This is a genomic window from Micromonospora sp. DT178 (assembly GCF_049841695.1).
In the GTDB taxonomy this organism is placed as follows: Bacteria; Actinomycetota; Actinomycetes; order Mycobacteriales; family Micromonosporaceae; genus Micromonospora.
This window is the reverse complement of the sequence record NZ_JBNCKV010000013.1, coordinates 1-25,013: the sequence shown is the minus strand read 5'-3', so window position 1 is coordinate 25,013 and position 25,013 is coordinate 1. Positions and strand designations below refer to the sequence as shown.

Sequence of the window (25,013 nt, the reverse complement as noted above, 5' to 3'; positions counted from 1 at the left end):
TTGGCGATGGCACAGGCTGCCGTTCCTTCCGTGGGGCTCAGTGAGTCGTCGAAGCGGGCGTTGGAGGCGTTCACCGGTATGCGGTTGCACCGGTCGAAGCTGCCGGTGTTGGCGTACGACGCGAACATGCTCGAAGTGCTGGCGGATCGGGTGCGGACCCTGCTGGTTCCGGAGCTGATCCAGGCGATCAAGGCGGTCCGGGCGGCGGGGGAGGGTGAAGCCTACGACCGGTTCGTGGCGCAGACCGCTCCGTTCGTGGAGTTGCTGGACCGGGTTGCCGATCTGAAGGTCAATGTGGCCCAGGCGATGCGGGGCTTCCTCAACCAGATGGAGCTGACGGATCGTCAGGCGCTCATCATGTTCATCTTCATGATGACGGAGTTGGCGGTCGCGTTCGCGATGGCGTTCTTCCTGCCGGTGGAGGCGGCGGCGCACATCGTGAAGACCCGGACCATCATCCAGACGATCCTGCGGTCGTCGATGGTGCGGGCGGCGGCGAGCAGCACGGCGATCCAGATGTTGTTCATGCCGGGGTCGTCGTTGTTGGCGCAGATCACCATGGTGGCTGATGGTCTGATGCCGGGGGTCGACTGGGCGCAGGTCGGCAAGCAGGCGTTGTACGGGTTGGCGGTGGCGGGTGTGACCACGGCGGCCGGGCCGGCGATGGGCCGGTTCGCCGGGGTCGTGGGTGGTGGTCTGGCGAAGTTCGGGGTGTCGGATGCCACGCGTGACCTGTTGACCCGTCTGTGGATGGTGCCGGTGTCGGAGGTCGGCCTGGAGGTGGTCGGCGATATCGCCGCCAGCTACATGGTCGACGGGACCTACGACCCCAGTGGTCTCGGTATGGCCGCGATTTCCGGGGCGTTGTCGGGGTCGGGTGAGCTGGGCGCGACCGGGGCCGGGATGGCTGCCCGTCGCGTGGCGGTCGGTCTGGGGTTCAACCCGACCCGGCCCCGGTGGACTATGCCCGGTGGCACCGGCTTCACCGCGGACGGCAAGCCGGTCGCTCCGGTGCCGCCGCCCACTCCGGTCACTCCGGACCCGTCCACGTATCAGCCGGAGGTCGACGATCCGGCGGGGACGGGCTCCGGCGGGCCGGCCCCGGTGCCCGTCCCGCTGGTGTCGGCACCGTCGCTGTCGCCACCGGCACCAGCGGTGCCTGAACCGGTGCCGCCGGTACCGGCGGCACCGGACCTGACCGCGCCGTCGTGGTCGGTGCCGGACCTGCCGGTGCCGTCGTGGTCCGTGCCGAACCTGCCCGTGCCGGCCGCGCCGGCGGTGCCGGTGGTGCCGGTGCCGGAGTGGGTCACCACCGCTGGCGTGCCGGTGGTGGAGCAGTGGCAGCGGTTCCAGCGGGAACTGGTGGACCGCTACGGTGGGCTGCTGGCTGGGACCGGGCAGGCGCGGCAGTTCCTGGCCGCACTTCCCGTGCCGGTCGAGCAGGTCTTCACCGAGTGGGCCGACGCCCGGCAGAACGACCCGGCCGTTCCCGCTTTCCTGTCCCAGATCGGCCTACCCGCCACCGCGCTCACCGAGCGGTACCTGTTCGGTGTCCGGGACCAGGCCGTCGCCCGTGTCACCGAAGCCCTCGCGGGGCAGATCCCGGCGGGCGGGCAGATCCCGGCGGCGGTACGCCCGGAGCAGGTCGTCGCTGCGCTGCCGGCCGAGTTCGACCGGCAGGCGTTGCGCGCGGCCGTGCACCTGGCCGCCGAGCACCACATCGACCAGTACCTCACCACCGGCACACCGACGCCCGTCACCCTGCCCGGCGGAGTGGTCCTGCCAGGGGCCGCTCAGGTGCCGGGGCCCGCTGGCGTGCCGGGGGCGGCTGGCGTGCCGGGCGGCGCCCTGCCGACGGCCGTCGGCACGCCGGGGGCCCCTGAGCTGCCGGGCGGCGCTGGCGTGCCGGGAGCCGCCGGGGCGGCGGCGGTGCCGTCGGACGCCGTGCGCGCGGCGGTCGCGCGTGACGTGCGGGCCCACGTGGACCGGAGCCTCGACGCGATCCTCGGCACCAACCCGCTACCCACCATGCCGTCGGCCGTGCCGTCGGCTGCGGTGGCCAGTCCGGGCGCCGCGCAGGTCAACGCCGTGGCGGACGTGGTCCGACAGGTGGTCACCGACCTGCCCGCCCGCTTCACGGCCGCGGCCATCCCCGACACCACCGCACCGGACACCACCCCATCCAGCACGGACACCCCGGCCAACCGGCGCACCGACGTGCCGGCGGTGCCGATGACCCCGGAGCAGCACACCGCAGCAGCGACCAGCCTGGCAGAAACCCAGTTCACCGCCCTGACCGAGAAGTACGGCGTCGTCGATCCGGCCGACGCTGTCGCCGAATCCTTCCGACAGGACTGGGTCAACGGATACCACCAGGTACTCGCCCAGGCCACCGCCACCCCCGGCACGACGGGTATACCCAGCGTGCCGGGCACGTCCGGGGTGCCGGCCACGCCCAGCACGCCGGGTGCGCCGGCCACGCCCAGCACGCCGGGTGCGCCGGGTGCGCCGGATGCGCCGGGCGCGCCGGATGCGGCCGGGGGCCGCAGTACGGTGCCGGGTGGCGTTGCCCCCGGCACCGACGGCACGCCGAACCACCACGACGCCAGCGACCGGATGTCGGTCAGTGAACTCTCCGTCCCCAGCGACGACATCTTCAGCCGCGACAGCAGCTTCAACGACACCACGACGGTCAGTGACCTCTCCTCGCAGGACGAGCTGACCAGCCGCGACGACGCCATGACGGTCAGCGACCTCTCCTCGCTGGACGAGCCGATCAGCCGCGACCCGGTCAAACGCGACGTCATCGACGGGGATTCGGTCAGTGGCGTCTCGTCCCTCGACGAGTCGGACAATGGTGCAGCGGCCAGGCGCGAATTCAGGGACACGGACCCGTTCGGGGACGCCTCCTCGCGGGACGGGTTGATCAGCGGCGACCCGGTCACGCGCGATTTCGGCGGCAGGGATTCGTTCAGCAACGTGTCCTCGCTGGACGAGCCGGTCGGTGGGGACCCGGGCGGACGCCGCGAGCCGGCCATCACAGCACCGGAGCCGGCGGTCGCGGCGACGGGGCAGCCCGTCTCGGCGGCCGAGGCCGCGCGGCGGGTCGCCGACTGGGTCGATCAGACGCCGGTGGGCTCCGACAACAGCCACGACCCGTGGTGGTGGTGCGTGCAGGCCACCCTCGACGCCTACACCACCGCCTACGGACGGCCGGGCAAACGGGCGGTACTCGACGACCGAATCATCGGACCCGACGGCCGACCCGCACCCACGCGGAGCTGGCCGCAACTCCTGGACATCCTCGGCGCGACAGACGAGAGCGTCGCCCACCCCGGCGGAGTCAGATCGGAGGACGTACTCGCCGCCCTGCGAGCGGCACCGGGCTCGATGGTCGTGGTCAGGATCGCACCACCCAACGAACCACAACACGTGTTCGCCCTCCACAGCCAGCCACAACCATCCGGACCACCGACCATCAAGGTGCGCGACGGCCTGGTACCCGGCGTCGAGGACCGACCCGAACCGACCAACCCGGAACGTGACCCGTGGCTACGACACCTGTTCGCATCGAGCACCCGACTCGCCGCGTTCGACAGCACCGGGCGACCCACCACGATCGCCGACATCCTTCCCGACCGCACCACCGCACACCCGCAGCCGATCACCACGACCAGCATCGACCCCAGCGCCATCCTGCTCGCCTCCACCACCACGCCACGCGGCCCGTCCCAGGCGATGCAGGCGGACACCATCTCCCCCGAGTCGGCCGGCTCCCCCTGGCAGCCGTCCGACCCGGAGGCGACTGACGATGCGCCTGGCACCGGCCCCGCGTTTGTTGATCCGGAATTCCAGGGTCTGGACGCGCTGAATCTGAACACACCGACGGTCGACAGCGACTGGGAGCCGCCGTTGGATGTCGAACCGGTCGAGTCGGACCTGTTGTCAGGAGGGGAATCACCGACATCCGAGATGGACGGGGGGACGCCCAGGGGCGCCGACCCGGTCGACTTCTCGGATCCGCTGGCGGGGGTGGATTCGCCGGCATCGGAGTCCGGCACCGATTGGCTGGCGGGTGCCGACCTGAACAACCCCTGGGATCCGCTGGACGGGGTGTCTTTCGTCGATTGGCAGGCGGAATTCGGCCCGGTCGACTATTGGGATCCGCTGGCGGGGGTGGATTCGCCGGCACCGGTGTCCGACGTCGATCGGCTGGCTGAACCCGAACAGGTCGAGTCGGACGTGCCGGCAGGGGTCGATTCACCGACATCCGAGGACGGGGAGCCGCCGGCGGGTACCGGCCCGGTCGACTCCGGGAGTCCGTGGGCGGAGATTCCTATGCCGGCATCGGTGGCTGGCACCCCTTGGCTGGCAGATGCCGACCCGCGCCGAGCCGTGCATCTGCTGGCAGTGTGGGACCAGCAGGATTTGGCGCGTGATTTCGGGACCCTGCCGGAGAACCCCGCACCAATCGGGCCGGACCCGGGGTCGAGTGGGGCACCGGCGGTCGGTGGGGCCGGGGGTGTCCCGCAGGACTGGAAGCGGACCGTGGCTTCGGCGATCGCGCAGTTGTCGGCCGTGGGAACCCGTGGTGAGGCGGGTGGAGTCCGCGATGTCGCGGCGGAGTTCGTGCAGTGGACGCGCGACGTGCTCGGGGTCGATCTCTTGGCTGACCTTCCGAAGCCGGACAACTTCTACCGCGCGGTGTTGCGTCGCTTCGAGGAGAAGTTGAAGGCTGCGGGGGTCGAGCCCAGCGTTTCTGGGCTGCGCGCGTGGGTGGCCCGCGAGTTGGCCGCTGATCTTCGCCGTGGTGGCGAGTCGGAGTTCAGCAGGCTGCTTCCGTATCCGGAGGTCATGTCCGAGCGGCGACGGGAGGATCTGCACCGGCAATGGCTCAACAAGATCGCGCTCCACCAGACCGGCGATTTCGACGTTGCGCATGTGGTTCCGCACGTCATCGCTTCGCGGTTGTCCCTGTCGATGCGGATCCACCATTTGTTCGGTGCTCCGCATGACATCGGCCCGGAGCCCCGTGCTGGCATCCGGTATCCGGTCGTCTTCCACAAGGGCGCTTACCACCTCGGCCAGCTACCTGACCCGGTAGATGCCGAACGCGCTCGCCGCATCGCTGAGGGCTTCCCTCGGACAGAGATATCCGACGACGAGCAGCGGCGTCTCGATCGACTGTTCGACGACGCACGCGACCTGCTGCTGGCGACGATCGCGGAGGCGGAGAACAACCCCCATCCGACCAACTCCGACCAGTGGCCCATCCTGCGGGAAACCTTCCACCGCCAACTCGCGGTCATCCGTCAACACCCTGACTCTCCCCACAACAAGAAGGCTCGGGAACTCGCTAACCACGTCCATTACCTTCGGAGAATCCTCACTGCCGGCAGATGGGAGTCCGGGAACCGGCAAAACCTGGAAAACCAGTTCACCATCCACCTGCCCGTCTCCGCCGACGCCAGGGGCGCGGGGTACCGGTATTTGCGCGTATGGTTGCGCAACAGCCAGTCGACCGCCGTTGATGTCGATCGGATGGCTGTCCCGGGCGATTCGGTCGCTGTCCATTTCGGCAAGGTCGGCGGAGTGGGCACCGGCTTTGCCGAAGTCTCGTACACCGCGGCTGACGGCACCGAAGTCCACTCTCGCCGAGAAATCGGCCGCAGTCTGAACGACTCGGAGCTGGCCAGGCTGAGGAGCAGGGCGGTCGGCAAGGTGTGGGACCTTGACCGTCCGCCACTGGTGCGCGATTTCTACACGACGACGTCCGTGCAACACAACGGGGAATTGAGCGTGGGGCTCGGCCAAGCTGACCTCGGCCGGAATGTCCTGAAGCCGAGGATCCCGCCGGCCCCGGTGGTCGGCGGACTCCCGCCCGTTCTCACCAGGGAGCTGAAGGAGGCCCGGCTTCTGCTCGGGTATGCCCGGGACGACGGCCGACCCACTGCCGTCGTGGAAGCGCCGGCCGGGAAGAACGTCAAAGGTCAGCCTCTGTACCTGGAATTGTCCAAACCTGCCACCACTCGATACGACATCGAGCGGCTGCGCAAGAGGGCATTGTGGGAACCGGAGAATCGGTGGGCTCTTTCCCAGCAGATGTCCTTCGATGTCGTGTTGCAGCCGGGGGCGTGGAGCCGACAGGGGCCTCTGTCGATTCGCGCTGCGTCGGGTCCACTGTCCATCGAGGTCAGCGGTAGTGGTCGGGCCAGGACCTTGGCTGGGGCGGAGGTGGATCTCTCCCCGGGGACGTCGGTCACCCTGTCGCTGGGGAAGTGGCCGGGGCAGGGGGAGGACGGGGCGGGTGTCGCCGGCACCATTCCTGTCGTGGTCCGCGCGCCGTTGGTCGACGGGTCCGGACACGTTTACCGGCTCTTCGACACCGGTGTGGACATCCGGAACTTCGACGGCCTGACAAGCGAGATCAGCACTGCCCCGGCGGAAGTGCGGGAGGTTCCGGGGCGGATTGGGGTGCAGGCGGTCGGTGGGTCCGGCGGTGTCCCGCAGGGCTGGAAGCAGGCCGTGGCTTCGGCGATCGCGCAGTTGTCGGCCGTGGGAACCCGTGGTGAGGCGGGTGGAGTCCGCGATGTCGCGGCAGAGTTCGCGCAGTGGACGCGCGACGTGCTCGGGATCGATCTCATGGCTGACGTTCAGCCGAACGACTTCCACGACGCTGTGGTGCGTCGCTTCGAGGAGAAGTTGAAGGCTGCGGGGGTCGAGCCCAGCATTTCTGGACTCCGCGCGTGGGTGGCCCGCGAGTTGGCCGCTGACCTTCGCCGGGGTGGCGAGTCAAAGTTCAGCAGGTTGCTTCCGTATCCGGAGGTCATGTCCGAGCAGCGACGGGAGGACCTGCACCGGCAATGGCTCAACAAGATCGCGTACCACAGGACCGGCGATGACGACGTTGCGCATGTGGTTCCGCGCGTCATCGCTTCGCGGTTGTCCCTGTCGATGCGGGTCCACCATTCGTTCGGCGCTCCGCATGACATCGGCCCGGAGCCCGGTGCTGGTGTCCGGTATCCGGTCGTGTTCCACAAGGGCGCTTACTACCTCGGCCAGCTACCTGACCCGGCCGATGCCGAACGCGCTCGCCGCATCGCTGAGGGCTTCCCTCGGACAGAGATATCCGACGACGAGCAGCGGCGTCTCGATCGACTGTTCGTCCACGCACGCGACCTGCTGCTGGCGGCGATCGCGGAGGCAGAGAACAACCCCCATCCGACCAACTCCAAGCACTGGCCCGTCCTGCGGGAAACGCTTCAGCGTGAGCTCGCGGTCATCCGTGAACACCCAGACTCTCCGCACAACATCCGTGAACACCCCGACTCTCCGCACAACAGGAAAGCCCGGGAACTCGCCGCATACCGCCGATACTTCGACGACCTCCGTGCGGATCATCGATGGGAGGAAGAAACGACGGACTTCCGTTACGACTTTACGCTCGACGTCGGCGTCAAGCGACTTAAGAATGGTAAGTCCATGGAGCTGAGCGTGCCGCTGGACGGCGGGGCCGTACCTCTGAGTATCGGCCGACTGGCCATACGGGGCGACCGGCTTCCTGTTCATTTCGGGGCGAGAGGCGAAGAGGGCATCGCTTTTGCGGAATTCCGGTATACCGACGCGACCGACGGCACCGACAGGATCCTCTACCTAAGATTCGAACACAATCTCAGCGACGGTGACCTGCTCGAGTTGAGGGGGAAGGCAGCCGGCCGCGTGTGGGACCTTCACCACCGGCCGCTGTCGAGCGACCACTATCAGGTGGCAGTGCCTCTATCGGGACGCGGGTATTTGGCCGGTCACTACGGCGACCCGGCGGCCCGGAGGAACGACAGACGGATCGTGGTCCCACACGTCCCGGTGGTCGGCGGGCTTCCGCCTGTTCTCCATGCCGAGCTGAACGGCCGTCTCATCCTCGGGTACGCCGAGGACGGTCGACCCACTGCGGTCTTGGTAGCGCCGGCCGAAAAGAACGTCACAGGACTGCCCCTATACCTGGAAGTGGGCAAGCCCGCCCTCGTCGTCGACGACATCAAGCGGCTGCGCAAGGACGCGCTGTGGGAACCGGAGGATCGGTGGGCTCTCTCCGAGCAGATGTCTTTTGAAGTCGTATTGGAGCAGGGGAAATGGACGCCCGGTCCGCTGCCCATCGCGGTCGGCGGTCCTGACCCGGCCAGGACGTTGGCCGGGGCGGAAGTGGATCTCTCTCCGGGGACATCGGTCACCCTGTCGGTGGGGCAGTGGCAGGGGCGGGTCGGGGCGGATGTCGCCGGCACCATTCCTGTCGTGGTCCGTGCGCCGTTGGTCGACGGGTCCGGACACGTCTACCGGCTCCTTGACACGGGTGTGGACAACGAGCGCTTCGACGACCTGAAACGCGACATCACCGAGGCGCTGACAAACCCGGGGTCGGTTGCGGCGATGCTGGCGGAGAGGTCCGACGATGCGGCGCAGGGCTTGCCGCAGGAGAACCTTGAAACGTCGGGCTCGTTGCCGGCGGCGGTTGCCACGGCGATCGAACAGTTGTCAGCCGTGGGCAACCTCGACGAGCAGAACTTCGTGCGGTGGACGGGCGAGGTGTTCGGAATCGATCTCACGCGAGCGAAACCGGGCAACTTCTACGACTCGGTTTTCCGCACCTTCAAGAAGCAGTTTGTGGACTTGGGGATCAACCGTCAAAGACTGCACGAGTGGACGGCCAGCAGCCTGGCCGCCGATCTCCGTCTGGGTGACGCGTCGGAGTTTCGGCGTTTGCTTCCGTATCCGGAGGGCGTGTCCGAGCAGCGACGAGAGGACCTGCACCGGCAGTGGATCGGCAAAATCGCGTACGGCTACAACAGCGATCACGACGTCGCGCATGTGGCTGTCCATGTCCTGGCCCGGTTCATACCCCAGTCGGTGCGCATCTACCAACCGTTCGACGCCCCGCACGACATCGGTTCGGGGTCCGATTCCACCAAGCTGCCAGTTGTCTTCTACAGGGGCGCCTACTACCTCGGCCGGCCTGCTGATCCAAACGATGCTGACCTCGCCGCCAGAATCGCCAGGGGTCCCGAGCGGACGCCAATACCGGACGGTGAGAAGCGGCGACTGGATGGACTGTTCGACCAGGCGCTCGGTATGCTGCTGGCGCGAATCGGTGCGGTGGAAGAGAAACTCCGAACGGCCGGCAGCCACTGGTCCGTCCAGCGGGAACACCTTCAGCGTAGGCTCGCGGTCATCCGTCAAGGGGTCGGCGGGGTAGATCTCGCCGAGCGGCAACGCCCCAAATCGCCCCGGCAGCAGGCCGACATCCTGGCGGAATACCGCCGGTACCTTCACAGCATGTTCCAATCCAGCCCCTGGAGAGGAGAGGACCCAAGGCCTCAGGGAGGTCGGGTCACCCTCCACCTCAACGTCGCCTCCCAAGGTGATTCGATGGCAGTGGCGTTTGCCCAAGTGGGTGACAAGCGCCTGCGTATCCGCCATCTGAATGCTGTCGCCATCCCGGGCGACCGGATCGCCGTCGATTTCGGGATGGACGGTGAAAAGGTCTTCGCTGTTGCCAGAATTCCCTACACGGCGCCCGACGGAACCGAGAGATTCATCTACCGGGACTTTGATACGGACTTTACTGCGGAAGATCTGAATGCTCTGAATGAGCGGGCAGTGGAGGCCCCGTGGCGGAAAGTGCACTCGGCGATCGAACAGTTGACGGCCAGGAAAACCCACAAAGGGTCGGCATTCAAGCGTTGGGCGTATGAGGTTTTCCGCATCGGTCGCGCGGAGGGCGGCGCGCGGCCGCTCGACGCCTTCTACGGGACGGTGTTGAGCACCCATCAGGACCGGTTGGCGCAGGCGGGCGTCACCACCGTGGCTGAACTGGGCGCATTGGTGGCCCGCCACCTGGACGTCGACCTCCGCCGGGGTGAGCAGTCGATGTTCGGAGCACTTCTCCCCTATCCGGAGAACATGTCCGAACAGCGACGGGAGACCCTGCACCAGCACCTGCTCAACAAACTCGTACACCGCCAGCCCGGCTATCCCGACGTCGTGCACGTGGTTCCCCACATCGTGGCCTGGGGTTTGGGTCTGCCGATGGCGATCCACCACCCGTACGGTGCCCCGTACGTCATCGGTCCGCCAACCGAAGACGGTGAAGTCCCGCAACCAGTCGTCTGGTTGGACGGCGCCTACTACCTCGGCCAGCCTCGTGACCCAGACGATGCCCGCATCGCCGAGGGTTTCCCGTCACCGGCAGCCCTCACCGAACTGCGCCGACTGGACGCGGTGTTCGACGAGGCGCTCGAGGTGCTGAAAACCGAAGTCGACACGGCGGAACAGAACACGGCGATCCGCCACTGGCCGCTCCTGCAGGACACCTTCCACCGGAACCTCGCGGCTATCAGTCAACGCCCCAGCTCCCCCCAGGGGCACGCCGAAGTACTCGAAGAACACCGCCGATACCGCAACGCCCTCCGCGAGGAGAGCAACTGGGAAGACGAGAACCGTTGGAACCTGCAAGACCCGTTCACCATCCCCGTCCTCGTCGAGGACACCGCGGGTCGTCCAACTCTTCGGCTCCGGCTTGACGGGGACGACACGATCCTCGGATATGCCGATCGAGTCGCCGTCCCGGGCGACAGGGTCGCTGTCGATTTCGGAAAGGTTGACGGCGAGGGTGTCGGTATCGCCAGAATCCCGTACACCGCGCCCGACGGCACCGAGAGGTTCGCCTACAAGGAGATCGCCCGCAGGTTCACCGACAGCGAGCTGGCCGAACTGTGGAGCACGGCAGCCGGCCCGGTGTGGGAGACCGTTGACCGGTGGACTTTCGGCAACTTCTACCACATCACGGCGCCGGTGAGTGAGAGCGGAACATTTGACATCACCTTCGGCGGCCAGCGAGTCACGCTCCCACCGGTCGAGGTAGCCGACGGACTTCCGCCGGTCATCGCCGCCGAACTGAGGGAGGGGCGTTTCCGGCTCGGGTACGGCATGGATAGTCGACCCCTGGCGGTCCTGGAAGCACCGGCCGGAAGGAACGGCACCGGAGCGCCCCTGTACCTGGAGCTGTCCTCGCCGGCCCCCACCGCCTACGACATCGAGCGGCTGCGCTCGATGTCGCTGTGGGAACCAGCCGAGCCAGCGGCGCTTCTCGACGAAGTATCCATCGATCTCGTCATGCAGGAGGACAGGCGCACGCCCCACCCGCTGCCGCTCACGCTCGGCGATGACAACTCGGGCAGGACGCTGGACGGGCAGGAGGTGGATCTCTCTCCTGGGACGGAAGTCGCCCTGCGGGTCGGCCGATTTCTCCGGCTGGAGGAGTCGAACGTCGTCACGAGCATCGTCGCCGTGGTCAAGGCACCGTTGGCCGACCAGTCCGGATACGCCTACCGGCTCATCGACACGAACCTGCCGAACGAGTGGTTCGACGGGTTCAAGGCGCAGTGGGAGACGACCGACAGCGGCAAACGCCCAGCCGTGCCGGAATGGCCGGCGGGCCCACTCGTGAAGCGTCCGCGCACCGGGGGCGGGTTGCCTGGGGGACCAGCCGCGTTCGAGTGGGGTCCTGGGAAGGGCTCGTTCTCGGCTGGTGTGGGCGTGGAGGCCCTGTCGTCTTCCGGCTGGGCGGCTGGGATGGAGCCGTCGGTGGAGCAGGTTGACGGTGGTTGGCGTGTGTCGTATCGCAGCATGGAAGGTTTGCCCCGCTGGGACGAGATGACGCGGGTGCATTCCGATCGGTTCACGTGGAAGGGGCCGGCGCCGTTGCGGTTCGTGTCGACGCCGGGGGCGGAGCGTCCGTTCCGGGTGGAGACGGCGGGGGAGGATGCGGGGGTACGGGTCTACGTCGACCATTGGGTGCATCGTGAGTCGGGGACGGTGGTGTTCCGTCTTCGGTTGGAGCCCGACGCGGACGTGGTTGAGGAATCCATTCTGCGCACGCTGGGTGCTGTCGAGCAGTGGGTGGTGCAGACCAACGAGCGGTTGCGGCCGGAGGGTGGGCCGCCGGCGGTGGGGGTGGTGTTCGATCCGACCGCGGAGACGGAGGTTCGGCTCAGCCCTTACGGCAGTGACCTGAAGAACAGTAAGGATGTCTGGGTCAGCGAGGACGGTTCGGCGGGTCGGATCAACCAGTTGCACTGGCTTGCGGATCTTCCGTCCCGCGCCTATGGGCATGAGTTGAAGCACTTCGCTGGGGTGCCGCACGATGGTTCGTCGGATGATCTGCTCAGGACGTCCAGGACCGGCGGTGACGATCATCTCCACGAGCCGGGGTTCACCGAGTGGGAACTCGACGAGATCCGCAAGACGGCTGCCTCGTACGTCGCTCGCACGGTCGAGCCCCGGCCGGCGCCTGCCCTGGTCCCGCTCGGCGTGCCCCGCGACGGTCTCGACCTGTTGTCCGCGTTCGTCGCCTCCGAACCGGCCCTGGTCCGCACCGCGCTGGACGCGCGGCTGCCGGCGGACCTGCGGGAGTTCCTCTCCGATCCGGCCGGGGTGCGGGCCGCTGTCGCCGAATCGGTTCGTACCGGAGTAACGCAGGGGTCCGAGCTCGGTCGGGTCACCGAGCTGTTGCGGGACCACGTGTCCGGCTATCTGGAGGAGAACGCGGGGCGGCTGCCGGCGGACGTGACCGCGCAGCGGTTCGCCTTCCAGTCGCAACACGAGCGGGACGTGGCGGCGCTGAGCCCCGACCAGGCGCTGCGGCGCGTCGGTGAACTCGTGGAGGCCGGTCTCCTGGACCCGGACACCGCGCGGGCACGTCTCGACGAGATGCGGGCGAATCCGGCGGACGCCGGCCGTCACCTGTTCGAGGTGTTGACCGACCCCGATCGCCAGCTCGACCCCGGGGAACTGGCCGCGGTGAAGGCGGCCGTGGACGACTGGGCGAACCTGTCGGACAGCCCGGCCGGCCGGTTCCTGGCACCGTTGCTGGCGCACGCGACCGATGCCCGGATGCAGGTTTCCCAGGTCGCCCCGGACGGTGTGCGGCCGGTGGGCGGGTACGGCCCGGCCGGGGGCGCCCCGGTCAGTCTGGCCCGCGCGGCCGCCGACCCGGAGCGGCCGGGCGTCCACTTCGACGCGCTCGTGCCGGAGACCCCTGCGGCGGTCGAGCCGTCGGCCGTTCCCGCGCAGCAGCTCGCGCCGGCCCCGCAACCGCCGGCCCCGGCCGCCGGGGACGGTCAACAGCAGGTCGTCCAGCTGGCCAGTGCGTCCCCGGACGCGCCGCTGGTGGTGATGGCCGAAGGGCTACCGGAGAACCTGCGGCTCCAGCGCGCGGTGGGCGGCGTCCTGCTGCACGACAGGGACGCCGCGCCCGGCCCGATCAGCTCGCGGGTGTTGGCCCCTACCGGCCCCGGCCCGGCCGTCCTGCTGCACTCCTCGGTGCTCGACCCGGACAGCCTCGGTGCCGCGCTGGCCGGGTTGCGGGCGCAGGACGCCACCATGGCCGTCCTGCACTGGCCGCAGGACCAGCCGGTCAGCGTGGCCCGGGCGCTGGAGGTCACCGCGCAGGGGCTGGGGCCGCAGTCCTCGGCCATGTTGTCGGTGCCCCGGTCGGCGCTGCGGGACCGGCCGACGCCTAGCCCGCAGATCGTCCCGCTGGACGCCAACGGCGAGGTGACCTTCTTCAGCGGGCGGCCCGAGCGGTACCTCTTCCTGCCCGAGGTCATCGGCGCACCGCGCCGGCCCGCCCCGTACGGCCTGCCCGAGCAGTCGCCCGGCGTGTACGGGCTCGGCGACGACTGGGTGGTGTGGGACGGCGGTAGCCACCTGTGGATCGGGCCGGAGTCCGAGTTGGACGGCGCGCGGCGGCTGCTGCCGGACACCGGTGGCTGGCTGGCCGAGCCGGCGGTGTTCCTGGGCTGGAAAGCGACTGCGCTGCCGGTCGAGGTGGGTCACCGGGTCGGTCGGATCTTCGGGGGCATGCCGGCCGCGCCGCCGACGCACCTGATCACCTCCGGGATGGGGCTGGACCGACGTACTCTCGTCCCGTCGGAGGTGTCCGGCCTGCCGGCCGGCGTCCAGTTGAGTCACGTTCCGGGTGGGGTGCTCGCCCACGCCGGTCCACGGCCGCCGGCCGTTGCCACGACCCTGCACTGGTCCGACCTGACCAGCCCGGACCGGCCCCGGCTGGTGGTGGACGGGTCGGTCGGCGACCCGGTCGCCGTCGTGGAGGCCGTCCGTCGGGGGCTTCCGCCGGGTTCCGGTCCGCTCCAGGTGTTCGTCGCGCCCCCGGCCGCCGGCACCTCGGCCACGTCGTCCGCCGGCCTCCCCGGCACGCCCTCCGGTGCGGCTGCCCGGGTGGCGGAGCTGTTGCGGGAGCGGTTCGGCGGGCGGTTGGAACTGGTGCTGCCGGTCTCCGTGGTGGGTCGGCAGCCGGCCGGTGTCGACGAGCTGATCCCGGTCGACGCCCGGGGCCAGGAGACCTTCCCGGCCGCCGCGCACGCCTGGCGGGTGCCGCTGCGTCCGGCACCGCCCCGGCAGCCGGGGCCGCTGGGCCTGCCAGCGGCTGCCGCCGGTGGGTTCGAGGTGTACCGGGGTTGGACGGTCCGGGAGCACACCGGGGTCGTCCTGATCGCGCAGAACGGCACCAGCCCGCACACGCGCTCCCCCGACGCCCTGGCGGCCCCCGCGAGCGGGGTGGCCGTGGTGATCCAGTCCCGGGGTGGTCCCATCCCGCGCGAGGTGGCCGACACGGTCGCCCGGCTGTTGTCCGGTGTTCCGGAGGCCGACCGGGACGTCCGGGTCTTCGGTAACGAGGCCAGCGCCGGACCGGCCGCGCCCGAGCCCGACGGGTCGTCCGCGTCGGCCCCGGCGCGGCCGGCCACCCCGGACCGGCGGGCGCTGGCGCTCGGCGACCCCAAGGCCAACCTGCCGGACGTTGACCGTATCGAGCAGGGACTGCGCGCCGAGGTGGCCCGCCGGGGCGTCACCGTGCGGGACAACGAGTGGGAACAGTTGCGTGAGCGGCTGCTCAACAACTACCCGCAGTTGGTCTCCGCGGACGGGCACCTGTTCACGCTGGGTGGCATCGAGGTGCGGGCCCGCCTGCGGCCGGAGGACCCGCAGCTGGTGTCGAACCCGGCCGGCTCGTTCGACACCGAGACGCCCGGTCCGTCGCTCGACGACACCGAGGGCCGGACGAGCGAGGACGGCCGTTTCCACGCCAACCAGTTCACCCAGGGTGTCTTCCAGACCGGTGCGCACAGCCAGTCCGACGGCACCACCACGCGGGCGGTGCGGGTGCGGGGTGGCTTCAACGTCGACGTGCCGCTCGGCCCGATGACCCACTGGGGGCCCCGCGTCAACGCCACCCTCAACAAGGTCGACCAGAAGTCCGCCTACCTGATCGACGCGGAGAAGGGCCGGGTGTTCGACACCCGCGCGGATTCGACGTTCTACTCGTACGAGCCGGGATGGTCGATCGAGGCACGCGGCGACGGGCAGCCGTGGCAGGCGGTGGAGGTGCCGGAGCCGCCGGACGGGCAGGAGGCCGCCCGGCTGGTGGTGGCGATCCCCGACCACCTGCTCGAGAGCGCCGGCGAGCAGGTGGTCGCCGACCTGCCCGAGCACATGCGGGACAACCTGACGCGGGTGCCGGAGCTCTTCTCCGCCAGCAACATCACCGGTCTCAACGAGCTGTACGACCACATCATCGACCGGCTGCGCGCCGACGGCTTCGACATGTCCATCGAAAGTCCGATGCGCAACGAGTTGCAGCGCAAGCTGTGGAACCTGGAGTCCCACTTCGACGAGGCGGCGAACAACCGGCGTACGCCGGAGGCGGACGGCGCCGACGGCGCGCTGACCCGGGGCTACGCGTTCACGTTGCACGACGACGGGCACGCGGCGGCCAGCATCCGGGTGTACGGCCGTCGTCTCGGCGGTTCGGTGCAGGTGGGTCTCGGCGACGGCGGCTCCTCGCGGGTGGGCGCCAGCAGCGACAAGGCGCACATCGAGCAGGTGCGTACCGGCATCGTGGGGCAGGGCGGCGAGTTCACCCTCCAACAGTCCGCCGGGATGTCGTTCGGTGGCGCGGTGGACCTGCCGTTGGCCAGGCGTCTCGACGATCCACGGGTGTACAAGGAGAACGCCAAGCTCGGTCTCTCCGCCCGTGGGGGGATGAGCTGGACCAGCAACGACGGTGGTGGCGTCACGGTGGCGTCGCTGAACGTCGTGGTCGGCCGGTACACCGGTCAGACGGTCGGCCACGAGGTGCCGTTCGAGTGGCACGCCGAGGTGGTCACCTCGCGCCGGCCGCGCGAGTGGCCGCATCCGACGCCGGTGGTGAACGGGTCGGCGGTGCTCCGGATGTCCGAGCCGGACGCCTTCGACTACGGGTTCAGCGTCGACGCGAACGCCTTCGCCCCCGATCCCGTCCCGGGTCTGGCGGACGGTGACCTGGCGGTGGTGCCCGCAGGCGGACGACCGCGTTCGGTGCCGCACGACCAGTGGCGGCCGCGGTTGCGCAACACCGGCGTGCACCCGGAGGACACCGGCGGCAACCTGCTGCCCCGGCACGTCCTTGCGGGGCGGGGTCTGCTGGGTCAGTCCCTGCCGAACATCGACAAGCCGGCGGTGCGGCAGCTCCGGGCCGGTCTCATGCGGGTACTGGCCGGTGAGGGTTTCCTTCCGGCGGACGCAGACCGGCCGTGGGCGCACGGGGAGCAGAGCCGGCCGGCGACCCCGGATCCCGGTACACCCCTGGAGGAACGGCCGCTGCTGGGTCGGATGGTCGACGGGGCGCGGGACGCCTACGACGAGGTCGTCCACCGCGACACCGACGCCGCGATCGACAACCTGGACCTGTTCAACAAGATGGTGAGCGGCGACGGCCTGGAGTCGCACTTCGACCCGCTCGGTCAGGACGGCGCCGCGGTCGTCGACGACCCGGACGCGCCCGCCCCGGAAGCGGGCATGTCCTTCACCCTGCACAGTTGGCGCAACGCGGTGATGCGTACCGCCGAGGTGACCGTCTACGCGATCCCCCGGATCTCCGCGGACGTGGACGCGGACGGCAACTCGGTGCACTTCGAACGGCTCAGCGACGAGGTGAGCACGGTCACCCTCGGGATGTCGCTCGGTATCGCCGGCCAGGGCGCGAGCGGCAACCAGGGCTGGTCGGTGGAGGGCGGGGTGAACACCGCGCTGCCGCCGAGCGTCAAGGAGCTCGGGTCCGTCGGACTCCTGGGCGGGTCGGTGAGCCGCAACGTCGGCGCCGCCGAGCGGGTGACCCGTGTGGTCAACCGGCCGGAGCTGAAGGAGTACGGCGGCCGGGTGATGTTCGTCAACCTGCCGTACGACCTGGGGTACGTGGTCCGGATCAGCGACCGGGACGCCCCGATCGTCTCGCCGGAGCTGATCCGCGCCAACGTGCACGCCGCGCTGCTGAAGTTCAACACCGACCCGGCCACCTTCAGCGAGGTGGCCCCCGGCGACACCGCACCGTCGGCGCTCAACCAGGGCATCGTGTACTTCGTCGACGCGCACGGCCTGCGCGCCGCGGCGCAGAACCAGTTGCCACGGGACCTGACCCTGGCCGGCCGGCCGATGACCGGGCCGGTGGCCAGCCTGACCAACCACATCACCTTCCAGGCGCGGTTCAAGGAGGCCGTACTCGGCCAGTACGGCGCGACCACCCTGGTCGAGCCCGGCTTCTGGGCGAACACCAACGCCGCGCTCTCGGTCAAGGTGCCCCGTATCCGGGGGGCGCGGTTCGTCGGCGCCACCCCGGACCAGTACGTCACCGGTCTGATCGAGCTGTACCTGGCCGAGGCCGTCAACGTCGCCAACCGGTCGTTCGCGAAGGCGTTCAACCTGCCCAACATCGGCCTCGGCCACAAGTTCGGCCCGCTGAACGTCAGCTTCGGCGAGTCGGCGGGCGTGCGGGTCAGCGAGAGCGAGTCGGCGGAGACCAAGCGCGTCGGCGGCCTGGAGATGCTCAAGCTGGCCTTCGGCCGGGGGTACGCCTTCGAGGCGGAATACGACATCAACGTCCGCGCCGGCATCCACAAGCAGGTCGGGTTCGTCGCCAGCCGGGTCAGCGTGCCACCCGGGGCGGACCTGCGGGGCCGCATGATGCAGTTCATCCTGCCGGAGGCGGAGGCCCTGGCGCAGTACGCGGCCGGGGAGCTACCGGTCAGCGATGTGCAACTGCTCGACGCGATGGGCCGGTGGTCCCGCGGTGAGTTGGTGCTCAGCGGCAACACGGTGGCGGGGTTGCTCAGCCGGTGGCGTGGCGAGCTGGCCGACCGCGCCGCCAGCCGCACCGTCGCCGGTCTGCCCGACCTCGGCACGTACCTGATCCAGCAACGGGTCCAGACGTGGGCGCTGACGCTCGCCGACCGGCACGTGGACCTGGCGCAGCGCGGCGCGGTGCTCGACCCGCGCCGCCGCGCGCAGTTCGCCACCGACTTCGGGATCACCCTGGACCCGAACGCCAACCCGTTCAGCGCGCTGACCATGCCGCCCTACCTGACCCGCACCGGTGACCGCACGCTGGGCCACGCGGGCGTCGACGAGGTGGTGCTGTTCACCGGGCCGGCGCCGGCCGACGGCGGGCCGCGCCCCACCACGACCGTGCTGGACGCCGTTCGGGAACTGGTGGACGCCGGCCGGCCCGGGCTGCTCGGGGCCAGCCACGACAACTGGCCGGGGGCGGGGAACAGCTGGGGCGTGCTGATGGTCTCGCCCGACGAGTCAGTGGTCGGCGCGCTGCCCGGCGGCCTCGAAACGCTCCAGTCCACGCTGGCCGGCCAGCGCGCCAACATCGTGTTCGCCGACATGCTGCACCGCTACAACGGCGTGTCGTTCTACCTGGTCGACCAGCGCAACCCGGTGGCGGTCCAGATGTTCAAGCTGGAACTCTCGGCCACCCTGGGCGGCCGACCGCGGTTCACCGGCTGGCGGGCCGACTACGGCATCGAGAACTACGAGCACGCCTACGGCGCGACCGCTCGCATCATCGGGCAGGCGCTGGGCTGGAACCTCACGCCGGCCCGGATCGGCTTCTCGGTCGACGGCGTCCCGGTGTCCACCGCCGGGTCGCTGTCGTTCGCGCCGGGCGGAGGGCGCGGTGTCAAGGGCGCCGCGCAGGTCGTCCGGGAACGGACCGTCTACGACTGGACGGGGAACTACGAAGGCGAAGACGACATCGGCCTGACCATCAGGCTCAGCCGGGTGCAGATGCACGGCTGGCAGCCGAGCTACCTGGTCAACCAGGTGATGACGGGTCTGAACAACGCGGCGGACTGGGCGTTGCACCACGCGCCCGCCGGTTTCGCCGACTGGATCTCCCTCGCGCGGGTGGAGCCGTTGCAGACCCGTCACTACGAGGGGCGGATCGACTTCAAGGTGCCCCGAGGGCTGGCCGAGGCCACCCCCGTCCCCCGGTCGCCGCAGCTGGACCTGCGCGCGCTGCCGTCGCTACCCGGCGACGCCTACGTCAGCGGCGCCCTGGTCGACGACCTCTACCCGGCCGCCCGGCACCTCCTGGGCAAAGTGCTCGGCCCGCAGGCCAACGCCGAGCTGTACCGGGGCAGCGTGGCGCTCGACGGCCTGCTGTCCCGGCTCAACGTCGACAACCACCTCTCCGAAGGGCTGGGCGACGGCGGATACCTGCTCGGCTCGCACCTGTTCGTCGCCGGCGCGTCCAACAACCGGGTCGCCATGCGGATGTACGTCAAGCTGCACTCGCTGGAGATCATCAGCGAGCTCGCCACCACCGGCACCGGCCGGTACGCCAAGTTCGCGTTCACCACCTCGGCCACCCAGTCGCGCAACCGGTGGCGGCCCAACGTCGACGCGGAGATGTCCTACGGCGCGCCGATCGGGAAGACGCACATCGGCCCGCAGGAGGACACGACGGCCGGCGGCGGGATCTCCACCGGCGCGAACCGGACCGCGCCGGCCAGCCACAGCGCCACCTTCGACGACACCAAGCGGCTCGAGAACCACCTCAAGATGCAGGGGTTGACGTACCTGGTCCGGCTCCGCACCCAGGCGCGTTTCGTCGCGGTCCCGCACCAGCACAGCGCGTTCCACCGCGACGCCGGCCTGGCACCGATCGGACCGGAGCGGTTCGAGGTCGACGACGCCCCCGGCACCGGTTGGATGAACGGCGACGGGTTCTACGAAATGTTCGCTGACGAGGTACACGAGCTCCAGCGCGCGCTCTCCGAACGGTACGACTGGAAGGCGAACAACCCGGCCGACTGGCCCGCACCGGCGGCCGACGCCCCCACGATCGGCCTGGAGGGCCTGCTGCAACGCGCGACCCCGGCGGGCATGGCCGCCGCCCCGGTGGCCGGCCGGGTCATCGACGCCGGCACCTTCGACCCCGACCAGGCGCCCCAGCACGTGGCCCTGCTGATCCGTGACCAGCTCGGCAACCACTACGACCCGGTCAGCCCGCTCCGGCTCACCGCCAGCGCCGCCGAGCAGACCCGCCGCCGGTACGAGGTGGTACTGGACTGGGCGGTGGGCCACCTCCAGCGGCTCAACGCCATGCAGCAGGCCACCGCCGACCTCGCCGAGCTGACCGCCTGGAAGAACCGGGTCGGCAAGCTCGCGGTCGGTGCCGTGCTGCCCGCCACCGACGTGCGGCAGTTCGCCGAGCGGATCCCCCAGATCGTCGAGCGGGTGCAGGCGGTGCTGCCGCCCGGCTCCGCGCCGATCACCCCACCGGAGGAGGTGGAGCTGCTCGCCCAGGACCCGCGCACCGTGGCCCGGGTGGTGGCGTTCGAGCTGAAGACCCACCTTGACCTGACCGTCACCGACGACCAGGGCACGGCCAGCCGGTACCGGATCGACCCGCAGGGCTGGATCACCGAGCTGCGGGAGGGCCCGGACGGAACGTTCGCCCCGGTCACGGCCCCCGAGGTGATCTTCGACCTGGACCGTGACCTGAAGCTGCGGGCCGACGCGGCCGGGATCCGCCTGCGGCGGCAGATGGCCACCTACCACGAGCTGCTGGGGCGTACCCCGGTGCAGATGGACGCCGCCGCGGAGCTGGGCCCGGAGCTGGAGACGCACATCCGCCAGGCCCGGGCCGACGCCGACGACCGGGCCCGTGAGTGGATCACCGAGGGCCTGCCCGCCAAACCCGCGAACCCCCTTGCCGTCCACACCGCCCGGCACGACACCGACACCGCCCAGACCCGGGCCGGTCAGGCGCGGCGGCTGCTGGCCCCCGTCCTGCCGCCGGGATGGACCACCACCGGGCCGCTGCCCCAGGCGCCGGACACGCTGCGCCCCGGCACCCGAGTGTGGATCACCCGCCCCCAGGGTGCCGCCGCGGCACGTGTCGACGCCGACGGCACGTACCGGCTCTACGACCCGTTCGCCCTCGGGACGGCCGAGCGGACCCTCGACGCCCAGCAGTTCCAGGACGTACTCGCCGGGGCGTCGGCCGTCACCCTGGTCGAGCCCGACGTGCTGACGAGCTGGCTGCTCCAGGACGGCAACTGGGCGGCGTCCCGGCAGTTCGCCGAAGCCAACCTCTCGGCGCTGCGCGCCGACCCGACCGCGACGCGGCTGACGCAGGACCAGCAGCAGGCCCGGCCGGCGTCACCCTCGCCCGCACCGGCCCAGCCCGGCGCGACCCGGCCCGGGACTACCCCGGCACCCTCCGGCGATCCGGTCCTCGACCGGCACCGTGCCCTGCTCGACGCGATCCGGGCCGGACAACTGACCGCCGCGTACGACTACCTCGACGCCGCCGACGCGGCGGCCCGGCACCGCGTGCTCGCGGGCGCGGTGGCCGCGGTGGTACCGACCGACCCGACGGCTCCGACCGACCCGACGGCTCCGACCGACCCGGCCGCCCCGGCCGGGCTGCGGGCGCTGGCGGACCTCGTCGACCCCCGGGTGGCCCGACCCCGGCCGGGGCCGGAGGCCGTCTCCGACGCCGGCATCCTGCGGGCCGTGGCCGACATCCTCGACCCGACCGTCGGCGCACTGGACACCTTCTGGGCCATCGCCTCCGCCGCGTGGACCATCAACCCTCCGCAGAACTGGCCGGACACCCTGCAGGCCGTGACCGAGATGCCCACGGCAGCCGGCCGCGACGTGGCGACGCTGCGCGACGCGCTCGACATCATCGAGCGGCAGCGGTTGCACGGCGTCGCCGACCTGCTCGACGGCCTGAACCCGGACGACGCCGGTGCGGTCGCCGCCGCGGTGACCGCGTCCGGGACGACCGCGACCGGCCTGGCCCACGCGTGGCGGGACGTCTCCACCCTCGCCGACCTGATCCCGGCGCTGCCCCCACCAGCCGACACCTGGGCCGGGACGGCGGACACCCCACTGCCCCACGTCGTGCACCATCCGATGCCCCCGGTCACCGCCGCCCTCGACGAGTGGCTCGCCATCGACAACTGGGACGACTCCCGCGCCTTCCTCGACGGCCACCGGGCGGACCTGCTCTCCGACCGGGCACACAGCGCGCTGCAGATCCGCCGGGCGGGACAGCCCCACGACGTCGACCTCGCCGCCCGCGACGCGCTGCTCACCCTGGCCCGCTACGGTCACCTCGACGACGGATACCGGTACCTGCTCGGTCCCACCCCACCGGCGTCGACAGCGGCCGGGACCCCGGCCCCGCTGCCGGGGATGCCGACCGGGCGGCAGCGGTTGCTGACCAGGCTGCTGGCCCGGCCGGACGTGGCCGACCCGGCCGCCATGTCGGCCCTCGGCTACCTGGCGGCCACCCTCGACGGTCCGGTCGACGCCGTGGACGCGGCGATCCTGCACCTGACCGCCGACGCGCTCGCCGGCCTGAACATTCCCGACGCCGCCGTCACCACGCTGGTGCAGGACGCGCGTCAGACCCTCTCCGCGCCGCAGCGGCAACAGTGGGCCGAGACGATCCGCAACCTCGCTGACAACGCCACCGGCACCCGTGGGCCGGCACTGCGCCACCTCGCCGACCGGCTGTTCACCACGGCACCAAATCCCGATCCGGCCCCGGCCACCCCGGATGCCGAGGCTGCCCGGGTGCGGCAGGTGACGCGGGAGCGCCTCCAGCAGGCCACCCAGGAACTCCAGCGCGCCGAGGACGACCTCGACCAGGCCCGCCGGGACGAACGGGTCGCGCAGGGTGCCAGGGAGGCTGCGGAGGAGTCGCTCGACGCCGCCCGGACCGCCGTCACCATCGCCGAGGGTGAACGTGCCCGCCTTGAGGAGAACATCGACCACCTCAACCGGGCGATGCTGGAACTCGACGCGGAGGTGACCCGGCGAGAGGAACGGGAGTCAGCGGCCCGGCAGGCGGTCGACGACCTCGCCACCAGCCAGGACGAGTCACGGCTAGCCGCCGCCCAGGCAGAGCTTGACCAGGCGCGGCGGGAACTGGACGCGGCCCGGACGGCGCTGGAGAAGGCCACCGGCGACCTCCGGGACGCCGGACAGGATCTCGACCGGGTCCGCGCGGAGCTGCCGGACCTGCGCCGACAGGTCGAGACCGCGAGCGAGGAGTTCCGGGCCCGCGACATCGCCGCGCAGGCGCACACCAACACCGTCCGGGTGCTCGACGAGGCCAGGACCGCCCGCAAGGCCGCCCGGGACGCCGCACAACATCAATTCGACGCGATGGCGTTGCCGGTCCCGCCGGTCCCGCGCGGCACCCCTGGCATGGACGTCGACGCCGCACTGGCCGAGATCGCCCGCTCCGGCCACGGCCGGTCCGTCGTCCAGGAACTGGAACGCGCGGTACGCACCCGGCACGACGACGCACTCCCGGCACACGTGGTGCTGAGCACCGACCCGACCCGGCAGGCCGACAATGCCGCGACCGCCCCGGCGGACGAGTCCGCCGTACACGAACTGGACCGGGTACAACTGGCCCGGGACCTCGCCGCGAGCCTGACGATCCCGGTCGAACTGCGGGTCGTCGGCGGCACCCGCGCCGAGTCGCCGTACCTCGCCTACCCGGGTGGAGAGGTGGTGCGGCTGGACGTCACCGGCCGCCCGGAGACCCTCGACGACGCCGTGCGGCGGCTGCCGCAGCGCGTCCAGGACGACCTGGCCGCCCACCGGGGCCGGCCCGACGTGAACTCCCGGCTGGAGATCCTGCACGAGGCGGAGATCGAGTCGCGGCAGGACTTCGCCACGGCGGTGACCGCCCTGGTGGAGAACCTGAACCGACACCAGGGATACCTGGCCCACCGGTGGGTCACCCAGGCCGTCCCGCCGGTCGACACCGTCGGCCTACGAGCCTTGGCCGACGGCCTGGACACCACGGCCTGGCCGGAGCCGACCAGCACCCCGCCGGCCGGACCGGTGGAGACCGGCCGCCCCGACGCCGTGGCCGCCGCCTGGCTGGCGTACACCCCGCAGTACCGCGCCGACATGCTCGCCGACATGCTGGACGCCGTCCCCGGGCTCGGGTTCACCGTGAGCCGACCGACCCGTGAACTGCCGGCCGACCAACGCCCGGGTGCCCGGGTGCTGGCCGTGGCCGGGTCCACGGCCGCCGCCGGGGTGGTCCTGCCCACCACGCAACTGCATTGGTACGAAGCCGCCCGCGACCAGATCCACACCGGCAGCATGCAGATGCTCGGCACCTGGGCCAAGGGCCGGGCCGGCGAGGACGCCGGACCGGACGGCATCTGGTACATCGTCCTGACACCGGACGGGACCGACCGCCCCCGTGACCCGTCGCCCCTTACGCACCACGTGGACGTGGCAGCGCGGACCACGTCGACGTCGACCCCGCCGGTCGAGGCGGAGCCTTCGGCGGGCGTGGCCGGTGCGGTACGTGGTGACGTGTCGCTGCCGGGGGGTGCGGCGGCGTTCAAGTGGGCTGGTGCGGCTTCGGGTGATGCCGGGGTTGGGTCGTCGTCGAAGTGGGCGGCTGGGGTGGAGCCGTCGGTGGAGCAGGTTGAGGGTGGTTGGCGTGTGTCGTATCGCAGTGCGGAGCGGTTGCCCGGCTGGGACGAGATGAACCGGGTGCATTCCGATCGGTTCACGTGGAAGGGGCCGGCGCCGTTGCGGTTCGTGTCGACGCCGGGGGCGGAGCGTCC

At 70.7% G+C, this 25,013-nt stretch carries 1 pseudogene; it reads left to right on the top strand.

From position 1 onward, the window contains the following. A pseudogene (locus ACLQ22_RS22295) lies at nt 1-25,013 on the top strand (hypothetical protein); the annotation flags it as partial.